The organism is Acinetobacter johnsonii ANC 3681 (genome assembly GCF_000368805.1).
Classification (GTDB): domain Bacteria; phylum Pseudomonadota; class Gammaproteobacteria; order Pseudomonadales; family Moraxellaceae; genus Acinetobacter; species Acinetobacter johnsonii.
This window is the reverse complement of sequence record NZ_KB849705.1, coordinates 519,554-537,795: the sequence shown is the minus strand read 5'-3', so window position 1 is coordinate 537,795 and position 18,242 is coordinate 519,554. Positions and strand designations below refer to the sequence as shown.

Below are 18,242 nucleotides of genomic sequence, written 5' to 3'. Positions count from 1 at the left end.
AAAGACTAAATCTAGATAATTAAAACCGCTGTATTCCGCAGCGCTTTCGATCATAACTCTACCAGATAGATATAAATAGCCTAAAACTGTTGAAAGGCCAAATGCATAAAGGATTTCTTTGAGTTTCATATAAGTATTTTATTCAAATCTAAGTAATTATTCGAAGTCTGAGTTTTATTGACTATTCTTTAAAAGTATCATTCAAAGCCTGTTGCACTGCATCTACACGTGTTTTACAGGCTTTGTATGCAGCCATAGACTCTTCAACGATTTTCATTAAATTATCAATGTCGGGCTCTTCCTGTGACTCCAATAGCTCAGCATTCTTTTTAAGGACTTCATAACCTTCCTTGAAAGAGAGTTCTTTTTTAGTCATTACCAATTACCTTTGTTACATTTGCTTGAATGGTGCCATCCTGTAATTCGATCTGGATGTTATCACCTGAGATTTGTTGAATAGAGCGAATAGCTTTCCCTTCACTACGGACAATTCCGTAGCCTTTAGCCATTACGTTTCTTGGATTCTGAATTAAGGTTTCACGCATCAATGATTCGACTTGATTCGTTGCCAGTTTGATCTGTTGCTGGGCTAAATAATGTAGGGTGCTTCTCATTAAATCTACGCTTTTATTAGCTTCATTGATCTGGCCATGTGCAAGCGTCTTAATCACTCTCATGTATTGATCATTTTGGCTTTGGTACGCCGTGATTTGATGTTGGGATAATAACTTGATGGTTTGGAATGAATCTAAGACGTCCTGCGTCCGTTCAGCGATAAGATTACGAATACACCAATCACTTTACTTGGTGTATCAAATGAACGGTTTGCAACTTCATCTAGTATCGTACGGTCTTTTTCGTGACCAATGCCGACCCAAATCGGAACGGTGCGTTTGGCCAACAAGGCAGCCAGTTCGTAATCATTTAAATAGGCAAGATCGTTTACAGCACCACCACCGCGTATAATTACGATGAGATCAGGCGGGGTACTGAAATCAGTAGCCCATTGTCTCAGACCATTACTTAGCGATGTGATAATACTTTGTGCTGCTGTGTTCCCTTGAAATGTGGCTGAATAATATTTGAAATGACATACACCAGCTTTTTCTAAAGCATCGGCATCTTTTTTGAAGTCACCTAGACCTGCAGCATTTTCAGGAGCAATTACCAGTACATTCTGGATATCAAAGGGAGTAGGAATGAGTTTGTTTTTATTTAATAGGCCTTCAGAGGTAAGTTTTTCTAAAATCTGTTGATAGCGCCGTGCAATATCTCCAAGGGTATAGCTTGAATCAATATCTTCAACATTCACTGAAAAGCCATACTGAGGATCAAATTTGGCCCTGACTTTTACCAAGACATTTAAATCCTTTGAAAGCTCTACACCGCTTTCTCTTTCAAACTTAAGCACCATTTTCTGAGCTGTAAACTTCCAGATGGTTCCTTTACAACTCGCTATAACTTTGTCGGTACTTTCATCCTTTTCAGCTAACTCAAGATAGTAATGTCCGCCCTTAATATTAAGATTACGGATCTCAGCTTTCACCCATACAGGTTCATTGAAAGTAATTTGAATTACTTCCTGTACGGTGGATAGATAATCACTGAGAGAAAACTGAGGTTCAGACATTAGATCAATTATTTTAAGTGCTTAGGTGAATAGTATTAAAGCAAGACTAGAAGTGCAAATTGAGAATATGCTCACTTGACCCTGATCAAGGTATATGGCATATTTCTGTTATAGTGGACGTACATATGGAAATTCACTTAATTACCGTAAAAAGCTCATCATTTGATGGGCTTTTTTTGTTGCTAGATAATTTGGAATAAAATGTGAATGAGATCTCAATATAAACCGAGTATATTACTTGGTATTAAGTTCTCCATGATAGTTAATATCAGTTTTCTACCTGCACCTTCCCCAAGTTGCAGGTTTTTTTTGCTTCATTTTTTATGCAATTAATGATTTAATTATTTTGTTGTAAATAAAAACAACGATTCCTTGTATCAGCGCACATGACCAAGGGGGAAAGCCTTACAGAGATGTAGGGCTTTTTTATTGCTGTATACAAATTGCATGGGTTTTGATGGGCTTTTTAAACAACTAAGATGGTATAGTGACACTCTCTTTTAAGTGCTCCTCTATATGCCTGAAATCTATAAATACATTTACACTCAGATAAGTATATTCGGTTCATTACCAACACATAAAGTTCTTATAAATAGTACACATAACAAGACCAAATTAATTTTCGCTGATAATACTTTTGTTTATGGGGCTGTTTCTGATTGGGCAGTAGGTCTATCCGGGCTTGATTCGAGAAAATCAATATGGTCGGAAGAACCCAAGTTGTTTTTAGAGGGTGAAAAGAGAAGATTGAGCCTCTATCGAGCATCTCATCCAGCATTTATAACTGAAGCAATTTTAGGGTAGGCTTTAGATATTTTGAATTTCGTTAATACTATAAGTGTTTATATTTCAAATAAAGTTTGCTTTGTGGTTGCTTAGGGCGTATAAAGCTAACTCGTTGATGCGGGATGGAGCAGTCTGGTAGCTCGTCGGGCTCATAACCCGAAGGTCGTTGGTTCAAATCCAGCTCCCGCTACCAACGAAAAAGATTCAAAGTTTATAGCCTAGTCCCCGTGGATTAGGCTTTTTTTATGGCGGCTTAACTTTAATCGTAGTGGTTTAAATTTTAATGCCGCCACCCAGATATTTAGTTACATCAAAGCTCGATCAAGTGGTCGGGCTTTTTTGTTGCCTGAAATATTGCAATTATATCCTGTGAGTGTGCCGGCTTACAGAACATGCCTTGAGTAAACGCCTAGTTATTTTAGGCAATTCCAGCTAGGGCTTGGCAACCCGACCTTAATGAGAATGAAAGCAAGTGAAGTTGACCGTGCATGTAAGGTTGATGTGATTGTGAGTAGCGTTTGGCCCCGCGGAGAGGGCTTTCCTATCGCTATAATTTCTTAAAATGTATTTTAAATACATATAATGAAAATAAATTAGCATTTTTATTAAATCAATTTATTCTTTTTCCGTTGTTATATAGCGACACATTTACCCAAATCAGCGCAAATGATAAGGGAGCCCATATTAACACTCATAATGTGGGCTTTTTTTATGTCTTAGGTAAACGCAAATAATTCAATCAAACATCATATCCTTTGTGAATTAAACGTGATATTTATCAAAAATATACGAAATAAATTGATTGACTGAATAGCAAATATCGAGTAATTTTTTCATTAGGTTAGATGTTGTTATAGATCATCTAACTAGGTAAATCGATTGACACTCGGAAAGACGAGAATTACAACAAATGCTCACAGAAATGTGAGCATTTTTAATGCTCCGAGAAATGTTTTTTGTGTAAGCAATATCGGGGCTCGTATGGTAGTTTCTTTATTCCTAGTGGTTTGTATTGAATGTCGCCACCCAGATTTCAATTAAAGTTAATTCATAAAATATTGATTTATTCTTAATTCATTTTTTCACAAAAAATTCACGAATAAGTATGCATGATTGCTGCTAGAAACAGCTGTAGTTTCTGAATGACCTTCCAAGGTCCTTAGTTTAAGCCCACATCAATCTACTGCTGAGGTGGGCTTTTTTTTGCATGGAGAAAAGTAATGCTCCGACTGTTAATGTGTTTATTTGGTCTTCATGGTGCAACTGAGATTGATCACACGGTTGATGGTGATGAGATCAAGGTGTGTCGTGATTGCTTGAAAGAAATTAAGTGATATTTAAGAAATTGAGTGATTTATTCATCATAGTGAAACAATGGGATTATATTCTGTGAAAAATAAAGATGAATTAAAGAATTAGTAATAAAGCGCAAATTTAACCCGCTTACTTTGGGAGAGGTAAGCGGGTTTTTTATTGAGTAATTTACATTTCCTTTTTGCCGAACGGATTACGGCACATAAAACCCCGCTCATATGCATTATTGGCGGGGTTTTTTCTTATTACTAAAATATACATAACCCATAGTTTCATTATATGGGATGTAGGTCATTAGATATAAACTGAAGCTTAGAAAATATTTGTTAAAATATTATGCTTGTTTAAATATTTCAATGTGTTATCAATCTATCTTTACATTATATATTGAGATTTTTATGAAAATCGCGGTTATTGGTGGGGTAGCTGCAGGTAAGGTTAGGGAAATTTTAGCTGTAGGGGGAGTTGCTGACGAAATAGAGTGGCAATGTGAATACGAAAAACCAGTTGCACCAATAATATTTAGCGCTGGGTTTCAGAAAGTTATTGCCAAGCCTGGAGTGGCTGAAATAGAAAAATATAGACTTAAGATTTTAGAAAGAAATGAAGAGTTAAGGCTTTTTTATGTTCTCGAATCTATGGAAGAAGATTTAATTAACACTCAGTTAGATGAATATTGGTGCAAATCAGATATCTTGGGGCACAAGAGGAAATTTGAGTCTTAAGATGTTCTAGCTTGACTCGTAATGAGTTGCTGGCGATTGACGGCATCATGATAAAGCTCAAAAAGCGAATTAAAAATCTAAAACTAGGTCTCTACGATTAATTAACAAATAAACTGTTCATGTATAATTTCTTACATATCTATCACTGTAAATTGTGAGAAATGTATTCTTTTAGTGTTGAAAATATTTCTAGTTGTGAGAGTATAAAAAAAGAACAATAAAGGGAGATAAGTATGACTTCACAAGATGTGCTTGTAATCTCGGTTTCGGCTCTTGTCTTTACATTAATTATTTATGAGTTTGGGCAGATGTCGATGTTGTTTTAAACTAAACCACCTTCGGGTGGTTTTTTAATGGGCGCAATATATGAAAAGGCCACAACCACCGGAACGACTTCTAAATATAGACCCTTTAGATAATGTTGATTTTGAGCCAGCAAAAGAGCTTGAAGAGTGGATTATCGATACTTTCATTTCCAGTGATGGAAAGCTCTACAACTCTGATCACGCTCATATATCGCCGTGGTCTAGCACATTATTTAAAGTTCTATGGGCGTCTTCTGCATTCATCAAAGCTGACCGAGTTGTATTGGGACAAACAGAGAAGTTTGCTCCGATGGCAGGTGGCTGGCGAAAGTTACGACAAGAAAAACAAATGATTGATTGGTTCGGCTGTGTGCCCGATTTCATTATCACCATTGATGCAAAGTTCGCCTCACAGGCAAGTGATACAGAGTTTTGCGCATTGGTCGAGCACGAGTTGTATCACTTGGGTGCTAAGCGGGACGAAGATGGGAATTACCTAATTAGTCTCTCAACAGGTGAATATAAATATTATTTACGACCACATGATGTAGAAGAGTTTCATGGTGTGGTTCAACGCTATGGTGCATCAGAAGATGTGCAGAAGATGGTAGACCTTGCAAATGATGGGCCAACAATTGGAAAAGCTAAAATTGCACACGCTTGCGGTACCTGTCTTTTAAAATTGGCTTAAATTTTTTTGCCATTTTACTTGGACGTACTTGGACGGATTTAGATAAATGGCAAGACTTAATAAACGGGTGAAACTCTATATAGTTCGGTCATTAGCAACCTATGAGACACCCACTGAAACTGCTAAGGGCGTCCAAGAAGAATTTGGCATTACGGTAACGAAGCAACAGTGTGAAGCATACGACCCAACCAAAAAGACTGGGCAGGATTTAAGCGAAGAATTCAAAAAGGAATTTTATCGAATCCGAGAGGATATGAATAAGAACGTTAATTCAATTCCAATTGCAAATATTGCCTATCGCTTAAGGCGTCTCCAAAACTTTATTGACCATGATCGCTACAAAGATAACGCCGTTATTGTTCCTGATCTATTGGAGCAAGCTGCAAAAGAAGTGGGTGGACTCTATACCAACCGTAAAGAAATTACAGGCGCTGATGGTGGACCATTGCAGAGTGAAAACGTCACTCCTGTGACCGCTACCGATGAGCAGATAAGGCAGGCAATAAATGAACTCGAGAGTGAATATTGATCCTGTAAAACTCAAAGCAAAGCGCATGAAGTGTGAAGATGAACACCTGTTTTTTACACGTGCATTCTTTAAGCCACGTATGGGATTTAAGTTCTCAGTCAATTGGCACCATGAGTATATGGCTTGGGCTATTGATGAGGTTATTGCTGGGCGGATTGAAAACCTCGTAATTAATGTTCCTCCTGGTTCAGGTAAAACCGAACTGCTGACCAATTTAATCCCACGCGGTATTGCACGAAACCAGCGTTCAAGATTCTTGTATTTGTCATTCTCTCAATCGCTTGTTGAGGATGTGTCATCTACAGCACGAAACATCGTTAAATCGGCTGATTTTCAGGGCTTATGGCCAGTGAAGATCTCAACCAATACCGATGCTAAGGCCAGTTGGAAAACGACTGTAGATGGTTATGAAGCAGGGCATGTTTATTCTGCTTCGATGGGTGGTCAGGTTACGGGCCGCCGTGCAGGCACATTGGCTGATAACGGGTTCACAGGTGCAATCATCCTAGACGATCCGCTTAAGCCCGAGGATGCATTTAGTAAGACGGCACGTAACAAGGCTAATCGTAAAATCTTAAACACGGTCAACTCACGTAAGGCCAAGTCATCCACACCTATTATTTTGATCATGCAGCGCTTACACGTTGAGGATCCGACTAATTTTGTGATGACGGGCAACGTGCCTGGTAAATGGCATCAAATCTCTATACCGGCATTGATTGATGACGATTATATCGAGCGCCTGCCTGAGCACATTCGCAAAAAAGTGCCATTAGATGTTGAGCGTGATGATAAGGGCCGTCAAAGCTATTGGCCACTGAAGGAATCATTGCAGTCATTGCTGCAGTTAGAAAAAGGTGGACAGGACAAAGACGGTGCTACGGTTTCGCGTTACACATTTAGCAGCCAGTATCAGCAGGAGCCTAAAAAGCTCGGCGGTGATCTGATCAAGGCTGAATGGTTTGGTGAATATCACGAATTACCAGAGCTATTGTGGCGTGCTGTCTTCGTTGATACGGCCCAAAAGATCAAAGAGCAAAATGACTTTACTGTATTCACACTTGTGGGTATGGGGGTAGATAGGAAGCTCTATGTCATTGATATTTTGCGTGGGAAATGGGAAGCGCCAAAAATGAATGAAATGGCCAAACAATTCATTGATAAGCATAAAGCTTATGACTGGAGAACCAAGCCCATTCGATACATGAAAGTTGAAGACAAGGCGCATGGTACTCAACTGGTCCAAGGTTGGCAGAAGTATGGCGGTATCCCAATCATTCCTGTACAGCGTGAGAAAGATAAGCTCACACGCTTTATGGACGTTGCACCACATATTGAGAACAACTTTGAGGTCTACCCGGAGAATCAAAATCGATTTGTAATGTTGCCACGTGAAGTCATTTGGAAACAGGAATTTTTAGATGAGTGTGAAGCCTTCACAGCACAGATGACACACGATCATGATGACCAGGTTGATACCTTAATTGATGCCATTGAAGAGGCAGTTCTGATCGCAAATTACAGCCCACCAGCTGCATAGGTAAATTTATGGCCAAGAAGAAACCAAACAAATCTAAATCTGAAAGTAAGCCTGAATCTGGTGGATTGTTTTTACATGAAGCTGAATTGGCGCTGATTAATTATCTGACCAAGATGCCTGATGGTGATGAAGTACTGCGCAAAGCAGGAATAACTCGTCATCGCCTTAAAGTCATGATGTATGACGATGAAATTTATCAGTGTGTTGAAAAGCGGCAGGATAAGCTTGAATCAGCGCCGTGGCGATTGGAGCCAGCCGATACAACTGCAGCTCAGATCCTAAATGATCATTTGCGAGAATGGTGGTCTGATATCGTCATTGGAGCTCAAAATGCACGTTGGTATGGGTATTCAGTATTAGAGGCTGTTTATAACGAGAATGCATTACACGTGAACGGCGATACCATTACACCGTTTGTAGGTCTTGAGTGGATTGGTGAAAAGCCAATGCAGTGGTATGAGCCTAAAAATGACGGCCGTTTGATCCTATTGCAAAACTTCAGTAAGTCTCGCCTTGATGAAGAGTGCAATCAGCATTTCAAGCATTTCTTAACACGTTGCAAACCTACATATGAAAATCCATATGGTGAAGCCTTGCTAAGTCGACTTTATTGGGTTTGGTTCTTTAAGAACAATGGCTTCAAGATGTGGGCCAAGTTCGTAGAGCAGTTTGGTATGCCTATGCTCGTTGGTAAGTCACATGTCGGTAAAAATGATGACATGCGAGATGCATTACTCCGTGCTCATACAAGTCGAGTTTTGGCAGTAAGTTCGACGGATACCATCGAAGTGACTGCATCAGGTGTCAACTCGGGGAATGCAAGCGGGACATACGATACGTTCGACAAGAACTTAGAACGTCGGATTCAAAAGGTTGTCTTAGGGCAAACCTTGACCAGTGGGACGGATGGATCGGGTAGTCGTGCACTAGGCGATGTACATATGGAAGTGCAAAACAGCAAATATAAAGCTGATATCCGCATGATCCTGCCGACCATTCAAGCAATTCTAAATGCTTTGTGTGATTTAAATAGATGGGAACGTCATCGAATCATTATCGGTGAAGAAAAGTCACTAGAAGGCCCTAAGGCTGATCGTGACGTTAAGTTAAAGAATGCCGGTGCGAATTTCACCCCTCAATACTTCCAACGTGAATATGGATTAGAGGAGGGTGATATTGCTGAACCTGCTCAAATCCTGCCTAAGCAATTCTCAGCACTACCTCATCAAGCATTCAGCTTTAAGGCCTCTGTACAAAAGCAGTCACCTGAACAGCAAGAGGTGGATGAACTGACAGATGCTCAAGATGATCTTGAGCTATTGAATCAAGATCAGATTAAGCAACTGGTGGCTGAATCGACAGATCCTCAAGACCTAGCAAGCAACTTAATGCAACTCATCCCCATGGCATCCAAGGCTCAATTCAAAGCCAATTTAGATCAGGCTTTGTATGCAGGAGATGTGCTGGGTTATGTGACAGCACAGGGCGGAAAGTAACTTATGCAACCAGTCACATTTCTTGAAGCGCTACAGTATGCGCATAGTAAGAAAGTGGTGCTACCTGATGTGTTTTACTCAATGGATCTTAAGACACGGCAGATGGCGACCACGGTTAGTTTTTTGTCGAGTCTTGAGCAAGCTGAGTCGGTGATTAAGTCACTCAACAAAACCTTAGCATCAGGTGGCACCTTTAACGATTTTCAGAAGCTTGTGGCTGAATCGGAAATCGTTTTACCCAAGCACTACCTAGACAATGTATTCCGTACCAATATTCAAAGCGCATATGGTCATGGACGTTGGCAGCAACAGCAACGAAATAAAGATAAACGTCAGTATCTGATGTATTCGGCTATCAATGACTCACGTGTGCGTCCAGCACATTTGGCATTGAATCGAATTGTATTACCGATTGATCATCCGTTTTGGCTAACGCATTACCCTCCCACTGGATTTCGCTGTCGTTGTACTGTCATCGCGCTTACGGAGAAGCAAGCGCTTAAATACGGCATTACACCAGATGATAAGTTACCTGAGGTTGCCGAGGCTTTGGATTGGAGTTCACATCCTTTGCAATTCGGAGAGTTTGAGACTTTGGTGGATCAGAAGATTTCTAAGTCATTACTGGATAAGGAATATCTACTGGAGCAGAAAGAGGCGATTAAGGCCGAATGGACTGCATCTAAAAAGCTCACCAGTCTTTTAGCCCCAATGGATGATAAATCGAGAGATCTATTCAACACGGTGGCCAATAAAGTTATTCCTTTAGATCCAACTATTAGACCGAGTGCAATTAAGACATTCTTGGATTATGTGCAGGGTAATGATGGTGCGCTTACTAGCTACCTAAAACAGCCATCAATTAGCCCAGCAGAGAATGTGCTTAAAAGCTGGGTGAAAGACGATATGGCAAAGATTCACGCCGTATCTGCCAATACTGCTGACGTTATTACTGGTGCAACCACTTTAACTTATGGTGCTTCGCTTGAGGTTGGTAAGGTTGTCACTTTGGATGTGCCTATGCTTTTAGCGGGTCAGTCTAATGTGATGATTCAGATTGAGAATGCTAAGGGTTTAGGCATTGATCTTGAGAAGCTTAATGTGGGGCAAGGAGTATTAATGCCGATTGGTTTGTCTCTTGAAGTAGTTTTAGTGGATATGGTGGCAGGTGTTATGGTTTATAAATTTAAAGTTATAAAAAACTGATTATATTGTTTATTATTTCAAAGATATACTACTAAGGAGTTGAGTGATAGATTTACCAAAATAGTATTATGGTTTGTAGGAACAATTTAAATGCGAGTTCGTAAAGTTAATTTCGATTCATTATATTTTTTACTATGTGTTGCTGGAATTGTGTTACTCGCATGGGTTCTTAAAAATTTTATAAAGGCTGGTGATGAAGTGATTGCTGGTATTTCAGCAGCATTAATCACCTTGCTTGGTGTGAAACTTACTAACAACAATAGTCAAATAGCTTTAGATAAACAGTTGAGACATCAAAGTGATACATTTAAGGCTCAAATGAAAGATCAATCCGATGGATTTATTGAGCAGATAAAGCATCAGAATGAAATGCTTGATAGGCAGATGAAGCATCAAGCTGAGGAAAATGATAAAGAGAGAAAGCAAAAATTTAAGCATGATCAATATGTGAGATTAATCAAAAATTTAGGCGAAATTCAAAGTTTTTTCTCAAGTAAAATGTTTTATTCAGGTGATTCTGTTGAACTAATAGAACGAATAGGGACTTTAAATGAAAATATTAATATTACTAAAACAGTAGCTAATATTGAGATTTATAATTCGTGCAATCAGTTATATGAAAAATACTGTGACTTAGCTAAACTATTTTCACAGGAATGTCATATTTTATGGAAACTGAGAGCGGAGGATCAAAACTTTAGGGATAAGATTTTATATTTACAAGAGATGAATTTAAAAGTTTCTAATCTCTTTTTTGGTCAGGCTCAAAATGATAGGGTCAATGAAGATATTCAAATAATACTTAGCCAAAAGCAAGAAATAGAAATTCAGCTTGAAAGGTTAAATGCAAAAATAATAAATGAGACGCAACGATTACTTTCAATTTTGAAAAAGGATATAGAGAATGTAAAGCATGATACTCAATTTATCATCATGTTGATAAATATTGAATTAAGGTACAACACTATCGAAGATTTTATAGAGTAGTTTTAAGTAAGTTTTTAATTAAAACAGAAAAAAGTACACCGCCGAAAGGCGGTTTTTTTATGGAGCATGAAAAATGCCTGGTACGAAAGAGGAACAAGGTAAGTACCTATTCTCACTATCCGCCGTGGACATTGTTCCTCAGGTTGAAGGGGATAAGAAGCGAACCTTTAAAGGCACAGCTTACGGTGGTGGTCGCGTTGATGGCCACTGGTTTTGGGGTCGAAATGGTGTTGTTTTCGATCTTGAAGGAATTGAGATTCCAACCCCCACACCTTTACTAGAAGAGCACTTCAGTACAAGCCGAGTCGGTGTGGTGAAAGAAGTCGGTATTAATCAAAACATCACAGTGACTGGTGACTTTCTCCGTAATGCGAAAGCACGTGAAGTTGTGGATGACGCAGATGATGGTTACCCGTTTCAAATGTCCATGTTCATTGATCCTGGCTCTGTTGAAGAAGTAGGGCAAGGGGTGAATGTGGTTGTAAATGGACAGACATTCACAGGGCCAGTCGCAGTATTTCGAAACAACCGTATCCGTGAATTTACGATCTGCTCTACAGGTGCGGATCGAACAACGTCGGTAAATGCATTCTCAGCAAAACCTGGCACAGCAAATCAACCTACAGAGGACACAGACGTGACCGAATTAGAAAAGGCGCAAGCCCGTATTCAAGAGCTGGAGACTAAAAACTCTGAGCTTGAAACCCAAAACAAGCAGTTTGCAGCAGCAAAGCGTGAAGCAGAAATTACCGCTTTAGGTAAAGACCTTGGTAAAGAGTTTAGTGCGGAAGATATTACGGAAATGAAAGCGCTAGATGACTCTGCATTTGCATTTTCAGCTAAACAACTTCGTCAATTCTCAGCAGGCAGTCAGCCACCAACTGGTCAACAGCAGCAACAAGTTCCATCACACTTTCAGCATTTGTTCACTCACCAAGCAACAGGTGGTCAGGGTGGGCAAGGCGGTCAGCAAGGCCAAGAACATCAATTCTCTGCAGGGGCTAAGGCATTTGCAGCACAGAAGAAAGGGGTTTAATAGATGAGCAATAAAACGTATTTGGGGAGCGTGACCCGAGAAACACGCCCATTCATTCTCGATGTCGAAAAGCTTCGCCGGGCAAATGCCAAAGTTACTGCAGCAAAAGCCTATAAAGCTGGGGATTTACTAACTTTATCCGACGCAAATGTGGTCGATCTAGCTGCAGATGAAAAAATTTGGAATGTTATTTGTGGTCGTGATGTGACTGCAACTGAAGCAACACAGATGTCTGCTGATGGTGTGGAGCTGCCGATCTACTTCGGTGGCGTATTTAGCATTGAAGCGGTGCGACTCTCTGGTGAATACCTAGCTACTGCAAAGTACGATGCCGCACGTGCTAAAGCGACTCTTAATAACATTGAATTCTCAAAAGTATAAGGACTTTTAAACATGCCTCAGTCATTTACAGTTAATGGCGCACCACTCGAGTTGCTTGATGTTGGTGAGCTTGCTTTAATTCACACAAATTACAAGCCGATGGATACTTGGCTTTTAGATAAATTCTTTCCGAATCGTCCTGCATTTGACCGTGATGAAGTGCCACTTGCTGAAATCAATACGGTGCACGATTTAGCCCCATTGGTAGCCTCACATCAACCAGGTAAGCCTTTTGATACTAAACGTGCTGCTAAAGTTGAATTTGTGCAGCCTGCATATTACAAACCAAAAAATATGGTATCGCCAGCAACTGCTTTTGACGAAGCACTAATGGAGCGTTTGCGTTCAGCAGGCATTATTTCTACTGGTGGTCAGCAATTATCTGATCAAGAAAAGATGATGATTGCTCAGATTGCGGTAATGAAGCGTAATCATGATGCAATTGATAACTCAGTCTTGTTGATGGCGACCGAGCTCTTACTCAACGGGAAGTATATTCTTCAATCAGATGATTATGAATATAACTTAGTGGATTACGAGCGAGATGCATCACTCACATTTACACCATTAACCCCTTGGAATCAGGCGGGTGCTAAGCCTGTAACAGACATTGAAACGATTGAAACACGCTTATTAGATGCTAATGGGGGGAGTTCAAAGGCTTATCTGATGTCAGGAAAGGTTTGGGCGGCTTTATTTGCAAATGAAGAATTTAAAGAGCGTTTCATTAAGCCCTATGCAGGAATTTCGGTCCCATACAAACCTAGCTTGAATGTTCAGGAAGGTGCGTCATTTAAAGGTCATTTGGACGATAAAGAGCTTTGGGTGTTTGATGCAACATACCGCTTAAAAGATGGTGTTAAGCGATTCATCCCAAATGACTATTTCGGTGCTATTTCAGACCTCAATGGTTCTATTGCTCAGTGCAAAATCAAAAACATGTTGGCGAATGGTGCTGTACAGAAGTATTTCGATCGCCAGTGGTACAACGAAGATCCAAGTGGGATTTTCTTAATGACCGAGTCAGCACCCCTTGCAGTGCCATCAAACAAAAATGGCGTATGTGGCGGCACAGGTTTCATTGTTTAAGGAGTAAGACATGCCTAAGTACATTGCAAAGCAATCCATCGGGCAATTTATGCCGGGTGATGAAATCAAGGGCTTGAATGCAGAACGTATTCAGGCCCTTTTAGCATCTGGAGCTATTGAAGAAGAAAAAGCTCCGGAACAACCTAAGGCGGATGGTACTGCTGCACGTTTAGCTGAACTTGAAAAGGAAAATGCTGAACAAGCAGGAACTATCAAGCTAATGACTGAAGAGAAAGCCAAGTCTGATCAGGAGAATGATGGGCTTAAAACCAAAGTTGCTGAACTTGAAAAGGCTTTATCTACATCTGAAGCTGCCTTAAAAAAAGCCACGGCCGAAGCCAAGAAAGTGGCGTCAGCTGATAAGTAAGGTGACTTATGTACGCGACTCGAAATGACTTAGAGGCGCGTTTTGGTGAAGGTGAGCTTCAACAATTGGAATCAATGCAAACTGTAGGTAATTCAATTGAAGAAGCCCTACAGGATGCATCCGAGGAAATTGACAGCTATATCGCTGTTCGATATGTCCTGCCTTTGCCAAATACGCCCAGTACGTTAAAACGGATTGCGTGCAACATTGCACGCTACCGGCTTTATTTTCAGCAGCCAATTGAAGAAGTTGAAAACCGTTATAAGGCGGAAATTGACTTCTTGAAACGGGTTGCTGATGGTAAGGCGACATTGAATATCCTAAACCCTCAAAATGAAGTCACAGAAGAGAAGCCAGCCACAATGCCAATCGGTACCACATATCGTGGCGGTGTTTTTGGTGACGATATCTTAAACATGATGCCTAGCATCAAGTGAGGCTGATATGTCTGGAGTAGGAATCATCATTGAGGCTGATGGTGAATCAGCAGTAATGCAAGCTCTGGAGCGCTTATCTAGTTTTGATCAAGGAAAGCTGAAGCTCTTTAATGCGATAGGTCAATCGGTTGTATCGAATATTCGCTCTCGATGGATAAATGGTGAGGGGCTTGAAGGTAAATGGCGTTTGTCAGGTCGAGTTTTGCGTGAAGGTGGTACCACCATGCGTGATACTTCCAGAGCTATCAACTCCATGACCTATAACGCACTACCAAATAGTGTGGAGATTGGAACGGATGTTGAGTACGCGGCTATTCACCACTTCGGTGGCGAAATTAAGTATGAAGCACGCATGCGTCGTACCTACTTTCGGCAGGATCTGCGTACAGGTTTGGTGGGTAATAAATTTGTACGCAAGGCTCGATCTAACTTCATGCAGGAAACCCAAGGGAAAGCGTACAAAGTAAACATGCCTCGTCGTCCATTCTTGGGATTGACTGAAACAGATGAGCAGGAAGTATTGGATTTAATTGTGGAGCATTTGACAGATGAGTAATGAAGATAACTTCTTTGCTGTACGTGGTGAGATAGCGGAAAAGCTAACTGAAATTGCAGATTTTAAAAAGATTTACACACCAGCCAACTCTGCAAAAATTACGGAACTTTCTCAGGTTACACCAAACGCCCAAATCTATTACCGCCGCATTCGTAAATCTGATGAAGCTGTGCGATCGTCAGTAAATATGCTTACTCAGCAGTGGGAGGTTACGATTTGCGAACGTCATGCAGCATCACAACTCAGTGATGGGTCTGCAGTACTGGATCGAGTGGGTTTGCTGACGATTAAAGCTTTAAAACTTTTATCAGGCTGGCAACCTGCATCCAGTAAGCGCCCTTTAGAAATGGTGGCGGTAGAAGAGGACTATTCACCAACGTGTGTCTACATTACATTGGTGTTTGAATCAAAAATGTTTGTTTAGGAATTTTTCATGCAAAAACAATACAAAGCCCGGCAATCTGTCGGGCGTTTTCGTACTGGGGATATCGTCGGTGGTTTAAACGATGCTCAGGTTCAAGATTTATTACAGCGCGGTGTAATTGAGTTGACTGAGCCTGCCTCAAAACAGAAGCCTGTACTAGCCAAAAAAGAAGAGGTGAAAACCGATGGCGAATAAACCAGATTTAATCTCACTCCAAGGTGAGTTGTTTTTAGCAAAAATGATTAATGGCCAGCCTGCTGCACTATTATCAATTGGAAACACGCCAGAGCTCCAGCTTCAGATCACCTCTGAATCAACAGATCACTTTGAATCAAAAACAGGTCTGCGTGCAAAGGATGCAGTGCTGCGTAAGCAAACTGGTGTATCGGTTAGCGGAACTTTGGAAGAGGTCACCAAAGAAAATCTGGCAATGGTACTTAGCGGTAAAACACTAGAAATCCCAGAAGCAACAATTCCTGAAATAACATTAGGCGCAGTTAAAGCTGGTGAAATGATTGATCTAGGGACTCGAAACTTGTCCGATGTGGCTTTTAAAGGCCCTGCGGATGCGGCAATTACTGCAGATAAATATACTTTAGATGCCGTGTTTGGAACGGTCATCTTTAATGAACCTATTACTGATGTGAAGTGGTCTGGCAAAGCTGGAGCTATTACACGCACAACGATTGCCACCAATCTAGGCGAAGAATATCGTTTCTTCTTCAAGGGGGTCGATACATACCAGGGCGATAAAGTTGCAGTGACACTATGGCGCCTAGAATTATCTCCTGAAACGGAATTTGACCTAATTCATGAAGACTTTGCGAGTTATAGCTTTGAAGGTGAATGTCTTGCAGATATCACTAAAGCGAATGATGCTGAATTAAGTATTTTTGGTCACATTGAGCGCTTCTCTGTAGCAGCATAAACCCATTAGGCACAAAGAACCTTAGGCGCATTAGCGTCTTTTTTTGTGCCTATTTTTTGAGATTCCATCATGAATGAATTCTTTGTGGCTTCAAACCGATCTGTCAGCGTTGGTGAGTTATCGGTGCACCAACTGCAAATGCACAACTTTGATGAGTGGCAGAGTGTGGGACGAGTTATTAAAGACTTTTTGGATAACCACCCAGATGAGACTGCACAAAAGATCTTTGATGAACATCCTTTTGAATCGACACAGTTGATCGCTTATTCTCTAAAATGTAGTAGTGAGCAGGCTGTTGATTTATTTAAGCAAGAGAGCAAGCTCAACATCTTATTACTTGATGCTGCGATAAAAGTGAATGAAGCTTTCTTTAGCGAACCCAAGCCGAAGAAAAAACACAAGCGTTCACGAAATACTAAACAACCAAAACAGCCTAGCTGGTTTGAGACTTTTCAATACCTAACAAAAGCGGGCCATCGTAGCGACGATATCATGCAGATGAGTTACGGGGCTTTCATTGGTTATTTGGGGGCAGCTCAGAAACAACGATCGCAAAGCTTACTCACTAACACAAACCTAATGCGTGCTGCTCAACATGCCAAAGATAAAGCTTATGCCAAATTGGCCGACGAGCTAAAGTCAAATGACGATTGAGTTGTGATGTGAAATTGATCACGTTATTATCTCCAAATGCTTTATAAACTTGGATAAATAATGAAAAAATTACTGGCTGGCTTGTTATTAGTCACATCATTTTCGGTCATAGCTGCTGAAACTCGCAGTTTCCGTGTAGGTGGTGACATTGTTCAAGTTGGCGATTCTGTTGGCTCATTGGTAATTAAAGCAGGAAAGCCTATTCACCAACAATCTTATACAGTTGATACTGGCAACAATACTACGATCTCAGTGACAGATTACATTTATGAAGTTGGAAACGAGATATATACCGTAACCGTTCGTGAAGGTCGCGTATCTAAAATTACTTGGGAACGTCGTTGAGAGTCAGATGGCAAATAAATGTATTAGCTGTAATAACTGTGGTCATGTAGGATGGTCGAAAAATCGTGGTAATTTTCTAATCACGTTAGTTTTAGCATTCTTCTTTCTCTTGCCGGCTATTGTTTACGAGATCTGGCGCAGAACTGGAGTGGGTGTTTGCGAGAATTGTGGCAGTGATTTAGTTGCACCATCTCGCGCTTGTGCAACCAGTAAACCTTCAGATGTAGGGGATTTAATAGTCCTTGGTGTGTTGGGTATTATTGGTGGTATTGTTGTAATGGTTTTGTACGCTTTAGTAGATGTTGCTATTAATGCTTATACGAATAGGAATGCACCGCCACCGCAGCTAACACAACGGGAATATGAAGGTAGCTGTATGATGCGAGGAATAAAATATTATCAATCAATTAAACAACACCCTATTACAAGTAGCGGTGAGTTGGTTTTGGATAAAGTTCAAGCAGATTGCAAAGGCTCTAAAGATGGAAACTATAAAGCACCTTAGAGTGCTTTTTTATCGAGGTAAAGTTAATGAACAATCCTAAAATTGATGTGAATGCGATCGAGAGTTATACGCCTGAGGCATATCCGAAGTTATTTAAGCAGGTTGGTGCACAAGGTCTAATTGAAATACAAAAACACGATCGAGATTCAGCCGAGCTTGTTTCGAAACTCCCTGAGTGTGATTTAGTTGAGTATGTTGGACATTCAAATACTAAAAGTAATTATCCAGACCAAATTGCCTCATTTGTTGATTGTAAAAATGGCAAGCGATTTTATGTTGTGAATCGAATAATTCAAAAATGATTTAAATAA

General features: G+C 40.4%; 21 protein-coding genes, 1 tRNA gene and 1 pseudogene. 21 read left to right on the top strand and 2 right to left on the bottom strand.

The genetic code is table 11. The annotated features are described in order from the left end of the window. Positions 1 to 181: 181 nt before the first annotated feature. On the bottom strand, positions 182 to 376 hold the full coding sequence (gene xseB / locus F946_RS06765) for an exodeoxyribonuclease VII small subunit (protein WP_004980491.1): 195 nt from the start codon (positions 374 to 376) through the stop codon (positions 182 to 184). Continuing rightward, positions 369 to 1,630: pseudogene (gene xseA / locus F946_RS06760) on the bottom strand (exodeoxyribonuclease VII large subunit). The gene xseB and the pseudogene xseA overlap by 8 nt, the downstream one beginning before the upstream one ends. 902 nt (positions 1,631 to 2,532) lie before the next feature. On the opposite strand from xseA, the gene F946_RS06750 reads away from it, so the two are divergent. The 21 genes from F946_RS06750 to F946_RS06650 all read left to right on the top strand — a co-directional run bounded on the left by F946_RS06750 (position 2,533) and on the right by F946_RS06650 (position 18,233). Further along, positions 2,533 to 2,609: transfer RNA gene (locus F946_RS06750), tRNA-Met, on the top strand. A gap of 1,519 nt (positions 2,610 to 4,128) precedes the next feature. Beyond that, entirely contained in the window at positions 4,129 to 4,455 is a 327-nt protein-coding gene (locus tag F946_RS06745; RefSeq protein WP_004980483.1) for a hypothetical protein, read from the top strand. 366 nt (positions 4,456 to 4,821) lie between these two features. Beyond that, positions 4,822 to 5,451 carry a putative metallopeptidase gene (locus F946_RS06740; protein WP_004980477.1) on the top strand — a complete coding sequence of 210 codons (630 nt, stop codon included), beginning with the start codon at positions 4,822 to 4,824 and terminating at the stop codon, positions 5,449 to 5,451. A 46-nt stretch (positions 5,452 to 5,497) separates the two neighbouring features. Continuing rightward, on the top strand, positions 5,498 to 5,980 hold the full coding sequence (locus F946_RS06735; protein ID WP_004980473.1) for a DUF2280 domain-containing protein: 483 nt from the start codon (positions 5,498 to 5,500) through the stop codon (positions 5,978 to 5,980). Beyond that, positions 5,958 to 7,520 (top strand): phage terminase large subunit, encoded by a 1,563-nt coding sequence (terL, locus tag F946_RS06730; RefSeq protein ID WP_004980472.1) that lies wholly within the window; start codon positions 5,958 to 5,960, stop codon positions 7,518 to 7,520. The genes F946_RS06735 and terL overlap by 23 nt, the downstream gene beginning before the upstream one ends. A gap of 8 nt (positions 7,521 to 7,528) precedes the next feature. Beyond that, a complete protein-coding gene (locus tag F946_RS06725; protein ID WP_004980471.1) occupies positions 7,529 to 9,016 on the top strand; it encodes a phage portal protein family protein in 1,488 nt (495 codons plus the stop codon). Between the two features lie 3 nt (positions 9,017 to 9,019). Then, a complete protein-coding gene (locus tag F946_RS06720; protein ID WP_004980469.1) occupies positions 9,020 to 10,222 on the top strand; it encodes a phage head morphogenesis protein in 1,203 nt (400 codons plus the stop codon). A gap of 90 nt (positions 10,223 to 10,312) precedes the next feature. Continuing rightward, a complete protein-coding gene (locus F946_RS06715) occupies positions 10,313 to 11,209 on the top strand; it encodes a hypothetical protein (protein WP_004980467.1) in 897 nt (298 codons plus the stop codon). A 73-nt stretch (positions 11,210 to 11,282) separates the two neighbouring features. Next, positions 11,283 to 12,245, top strand: coding sequence for a hypothetical protein (locus F946_RS06710; RefSeq protein WP_004980466.1), 963 nt, complete (start codon positions 11,283 to 11,285; stop codon positions 12,243 to 12,245). Positions 12,246 to 12,248: 3 nt separating this feature from the next. Continuing rightward, complete coding sequence (locus F946_RS06705; protein WP_004980464.1) at positions 12,249 to 12,626, top strand: hypothetical protein; 378 nt, start codon at positions 12,249 to 12,251, stop codon at positions 12,624 to 12,626. Positions 12,627 to 12,638: 12 nt separating this feature from the next. Continuing rightward, positions 12,639 to 13,715, top strand: coding sequence for a major capsid protein (locus tag F946_RS06700; protein ID WP_004980462.1), 1,077 nt, complete (start codon positions 12,639 to 12,641; stop codon positions 13,713 to 13,715). A 10-nt stretch (positions 13,716 to 13,725) separates the two neighbouring features. Continuing rightward, complete coding sequence (locus tag F946_RS06695) at positions 13,726 to 14,082, top strand: hypothetical protein (protein WP_004980460.1); 357 nt, start codon at positions 13,726 to 13,728, stop codon at positions 14,080 to 14,082. Between the two features lie 8 nt (positions 14,083 to 14,090). After that, a complete protein-coding gene (locus F946_RS06690; RefSeq protein WP_004980458.1) occupies positions 14,091 to 14,519 on the top strand; it encodes a gp436 family protein in 429 nt (142 codons plus the stop codon). 7 nt (positions 14,520 to 14,526) lie between these two features. Further along, positions 14,527 to 15,075 carry a phage virion morphogenesis protein gene (locus F946_RS06685; RefSeq protein ID WP_004980456.1) on the top strand — a complete coding sequence of 183 codons (549 nt, stop codon included), beginning with the start codon at positions 14,527 to 14,529 and terminating at the stop codon, positions 15,073 to 15,075. Further along, positions 15,068 to 15,499, top strand: coding sequence for a phage tail terminator protein (locus F946_RS06680; RefSeq protein ID WP_004980455.1), 432 nt, complete (start codon positions 15,068 to 15,070; stop codon positions 15,497 to 15,499). Before F946_RS06685 ends, F946_RS06680 begins: the two co-directional genes overlap by 8 nt. Positions 15,500 to 15,508: 9 nt before the next feature. Continuing rightward, positions 15,509 to 15,694, top strand: a complete 186-nt coding sequence (locus F946_RS06675; protein ID WP_004980453.1) for a hypothetical protein — start codon at positions 15,509 to 15,511, stop codon at positions 15,692 to 15,694. Next, entirely contained in the window at positions 15,684 to 16,427 is a 744-nt protein-coding gene (locus F946_RS06670) for a phage tail tube protein (RefSeq protein ID WP_004980451.1), read from the top strand. Before F946_RS06675 ends, F946_RS06670 begins: the two co-directional genes overlap by 11 nt. A 69-nt stretch (positions 16,428 to 16,496) precedes the next feature. Beyond that, entirely contained in the window at positions 16,497 to 17,081 is a 585-nt protein-coding gene (locus tag F946_RS06665; RefSeq protein ID WP_004980448.1) for a hypothetical protein, read from the top strand. Between the two features lie 60 nt (positions 17,082 to 17,141). After that, positions 17,142 to 17,426 carry a DUF2845 domain-containing protein gene (locus F946_RS06660; RefSeq protein WP_004980445.1) on the top strand — a complete coding sequence of 95 codons (285 nt, stop codon included), beginning with the start codon at positions 17,142 to 17,144 and terminating at the stop codon, positions 17,424 to 17,426. Positions 17,427 to 17,433: 7 nt separating this feature from the next. Beyond that, positions 17,434 to 17,931, top strand: a complete 498-nt coding sequence (locus F946_RS06655; RefSeq protein WP_004980444.1) for a hypothetical protein — start codon at positions 17,434 to 17,436, stop codon at positions 17,929 to 17,931. Positions 17,932 to 17,957: 26 nt separating this feature from the next. Beyond that, entirely contained in the window at positions 17,958 to 18,233 is a 276-nt protein-coding gene (locus tag F946_RS06650; RefSeq protein ID WP_004980440.1) for a hypothetical protein, read from the top strand. Positions 18,234 to 18,242 lie beyond the last annotated feature (9 nt).

What these genes read in the sequence shown, in the direction of transcription:
- xseB (WP_004980491.1), bottom strand. Translation starts at nt 376, where the DNA reads ATGACTAAAAAAGAACTCTCTTTCAAGGAAGGTTATGAAGTCCTTAAA.
- F946_RS06745 (WP_004980483.1), top strand. Translation starts at nt 4,129, where the DNA reads ATGAAAATCGCGGTTATTGGTGGGGTAGCTGCAGGTAAGGTTAGGGAA.
- F946_RS06740 (WP_004980477.1), top strand. Translation starts at nt 4,822, where the DNA reads ATGAAAAGGCCACAACCACCGGAACGACTTCTAAATATAGACCCTTTA.
- F946_RS06735 (WP_004980473.1), top strand. Translation starts at nt 5,498, where the DNA reads ATGGCAAGACTTAATAAACGGGTGAAACTCTATATAGTTCGGTCATTA.
- terL (WP_004980472.1), top strand. Translation starts at nt 5,958, where the DNA reads ATGAACTCGAGAGTGAATATTGATCCTGTAAAACTCAAAGCAAAGCGC.
- F946_RS06725 (WP_004980471.1), top strand. Translation starts at nt 7,529, where the DNA reads ATGGCCAAGAAGAAACCAAACAAATCTAAATCTGAAAGTAAGCCTGAA.
- F946_RS06720 (WP_004980469.1), top strand. Translation starts at nt 9,020, where the DNA reads ATGCAACCAGTCACATTTCTTGAAGCGCTACAGTATGCGCATAGTAAG.
- F946_RS06715 (WP_004980467.1), top strand. Translation starts at nt 10,313, where the DNA reads ATGCGAGTTCGTAAAGTTAATTTCGATTCATTATATTTTTTACTATGT.
- F946_RS06710 (WP_004980466.1), top strand. Translation starts at nt 11,283, where the DNA reads ATGCCTGGTACGAAAGAGGAACAAGGTAAGTACCTATTCTCACTATCC.
- F946_RS06705 (WP_004980464.1), top strand. Translation starts at nt 12,249, where the DNA reads ATGAGCAATAAAACGTATTTGGGGAGCGTGACCCGAGAAACACGCCCA.
- F946_RS06700 (WP_004980462.1), top strand. Translation starts at nt 12,639, where the DNA reads ATGCCTCAGTCATTTACAGTTAATGGCGCACCACTCGAGTTGCTTGAT.
- F946_RS06695 (WP_004980460.1), top strand. Translation starts at nt 13,726, where the DNA reads ATGCCTAAGTACATTGCAAAGCAATCCATCGGGCAATTTATGCCGGGT.
- F946_RS06690 (WP_004980458.1), top strand. Translation starts at nt 14,091, where the DNA reads ATGTACGCGACTCGAAATGACTTAGAGGCGCGTTTTGGTGAAGGTGAG.
- F946_RS06685 (WP_004980456.1), top strand. Translation starts at nt 14,527, where the DNA reads ATGTCTGGAGTAGGAATCATCATTGAGGCTGATGGTGAATCAGCAGTA.
- F946_RS06680 (WP_004980455.1), top strand. Translation starts at nt 15,068, where the DNA reads ATGAGTAATGAAGATAACTTCTTTGCTGTACGTGGTGAGATAGCGGAA.
- F946_RS06675 (WP_004980453.1), top strand. Translation starts at nt 15,509, where the DNA reads ATGCAAAAACAATACAAAGCCCGGCAATCTGTCGGGCGTTTTCGTACT.
- F946_RS06670 (WP_004980451.1), top strand. Translation starts at nt 15,684, where the DNA reads ATGGCGAATAAACCAGATTTAATCTCACTCCAAGGTGAGTTGTTTTTA.
- F946_RS06665 (WP_004980448.1), top strand. Translation starts at nt 16,497, where the DNA reads ATGAATGAATTCTTTGTGGCTTCAAACCGATCTGTCAGCGTTGGTGAG.
- F946_RS06660 (WP_004980445.1), top strand. Translation starts at nt 17,142, where the DNA reads ATGAAAAAATTACTGGCTGGCTTGTTATTAGTCACATCATTTTCGGTC.
- F946_RS06655 (WP_004980444.1), top strand. Translation starts at nt 17,434, where the DNA reads ATGGCAAATAAATGTATTAGCTGTAATAACTGTGGTCATGTAGGATGG.
- F946_RS06650 (WP_004980440.1), top strand. Translation starts at nt 17,958, where the DNA reads ATGAACAATCCTAAAATTGATGTGAATGCGATCGAGAGTTATACGCCT.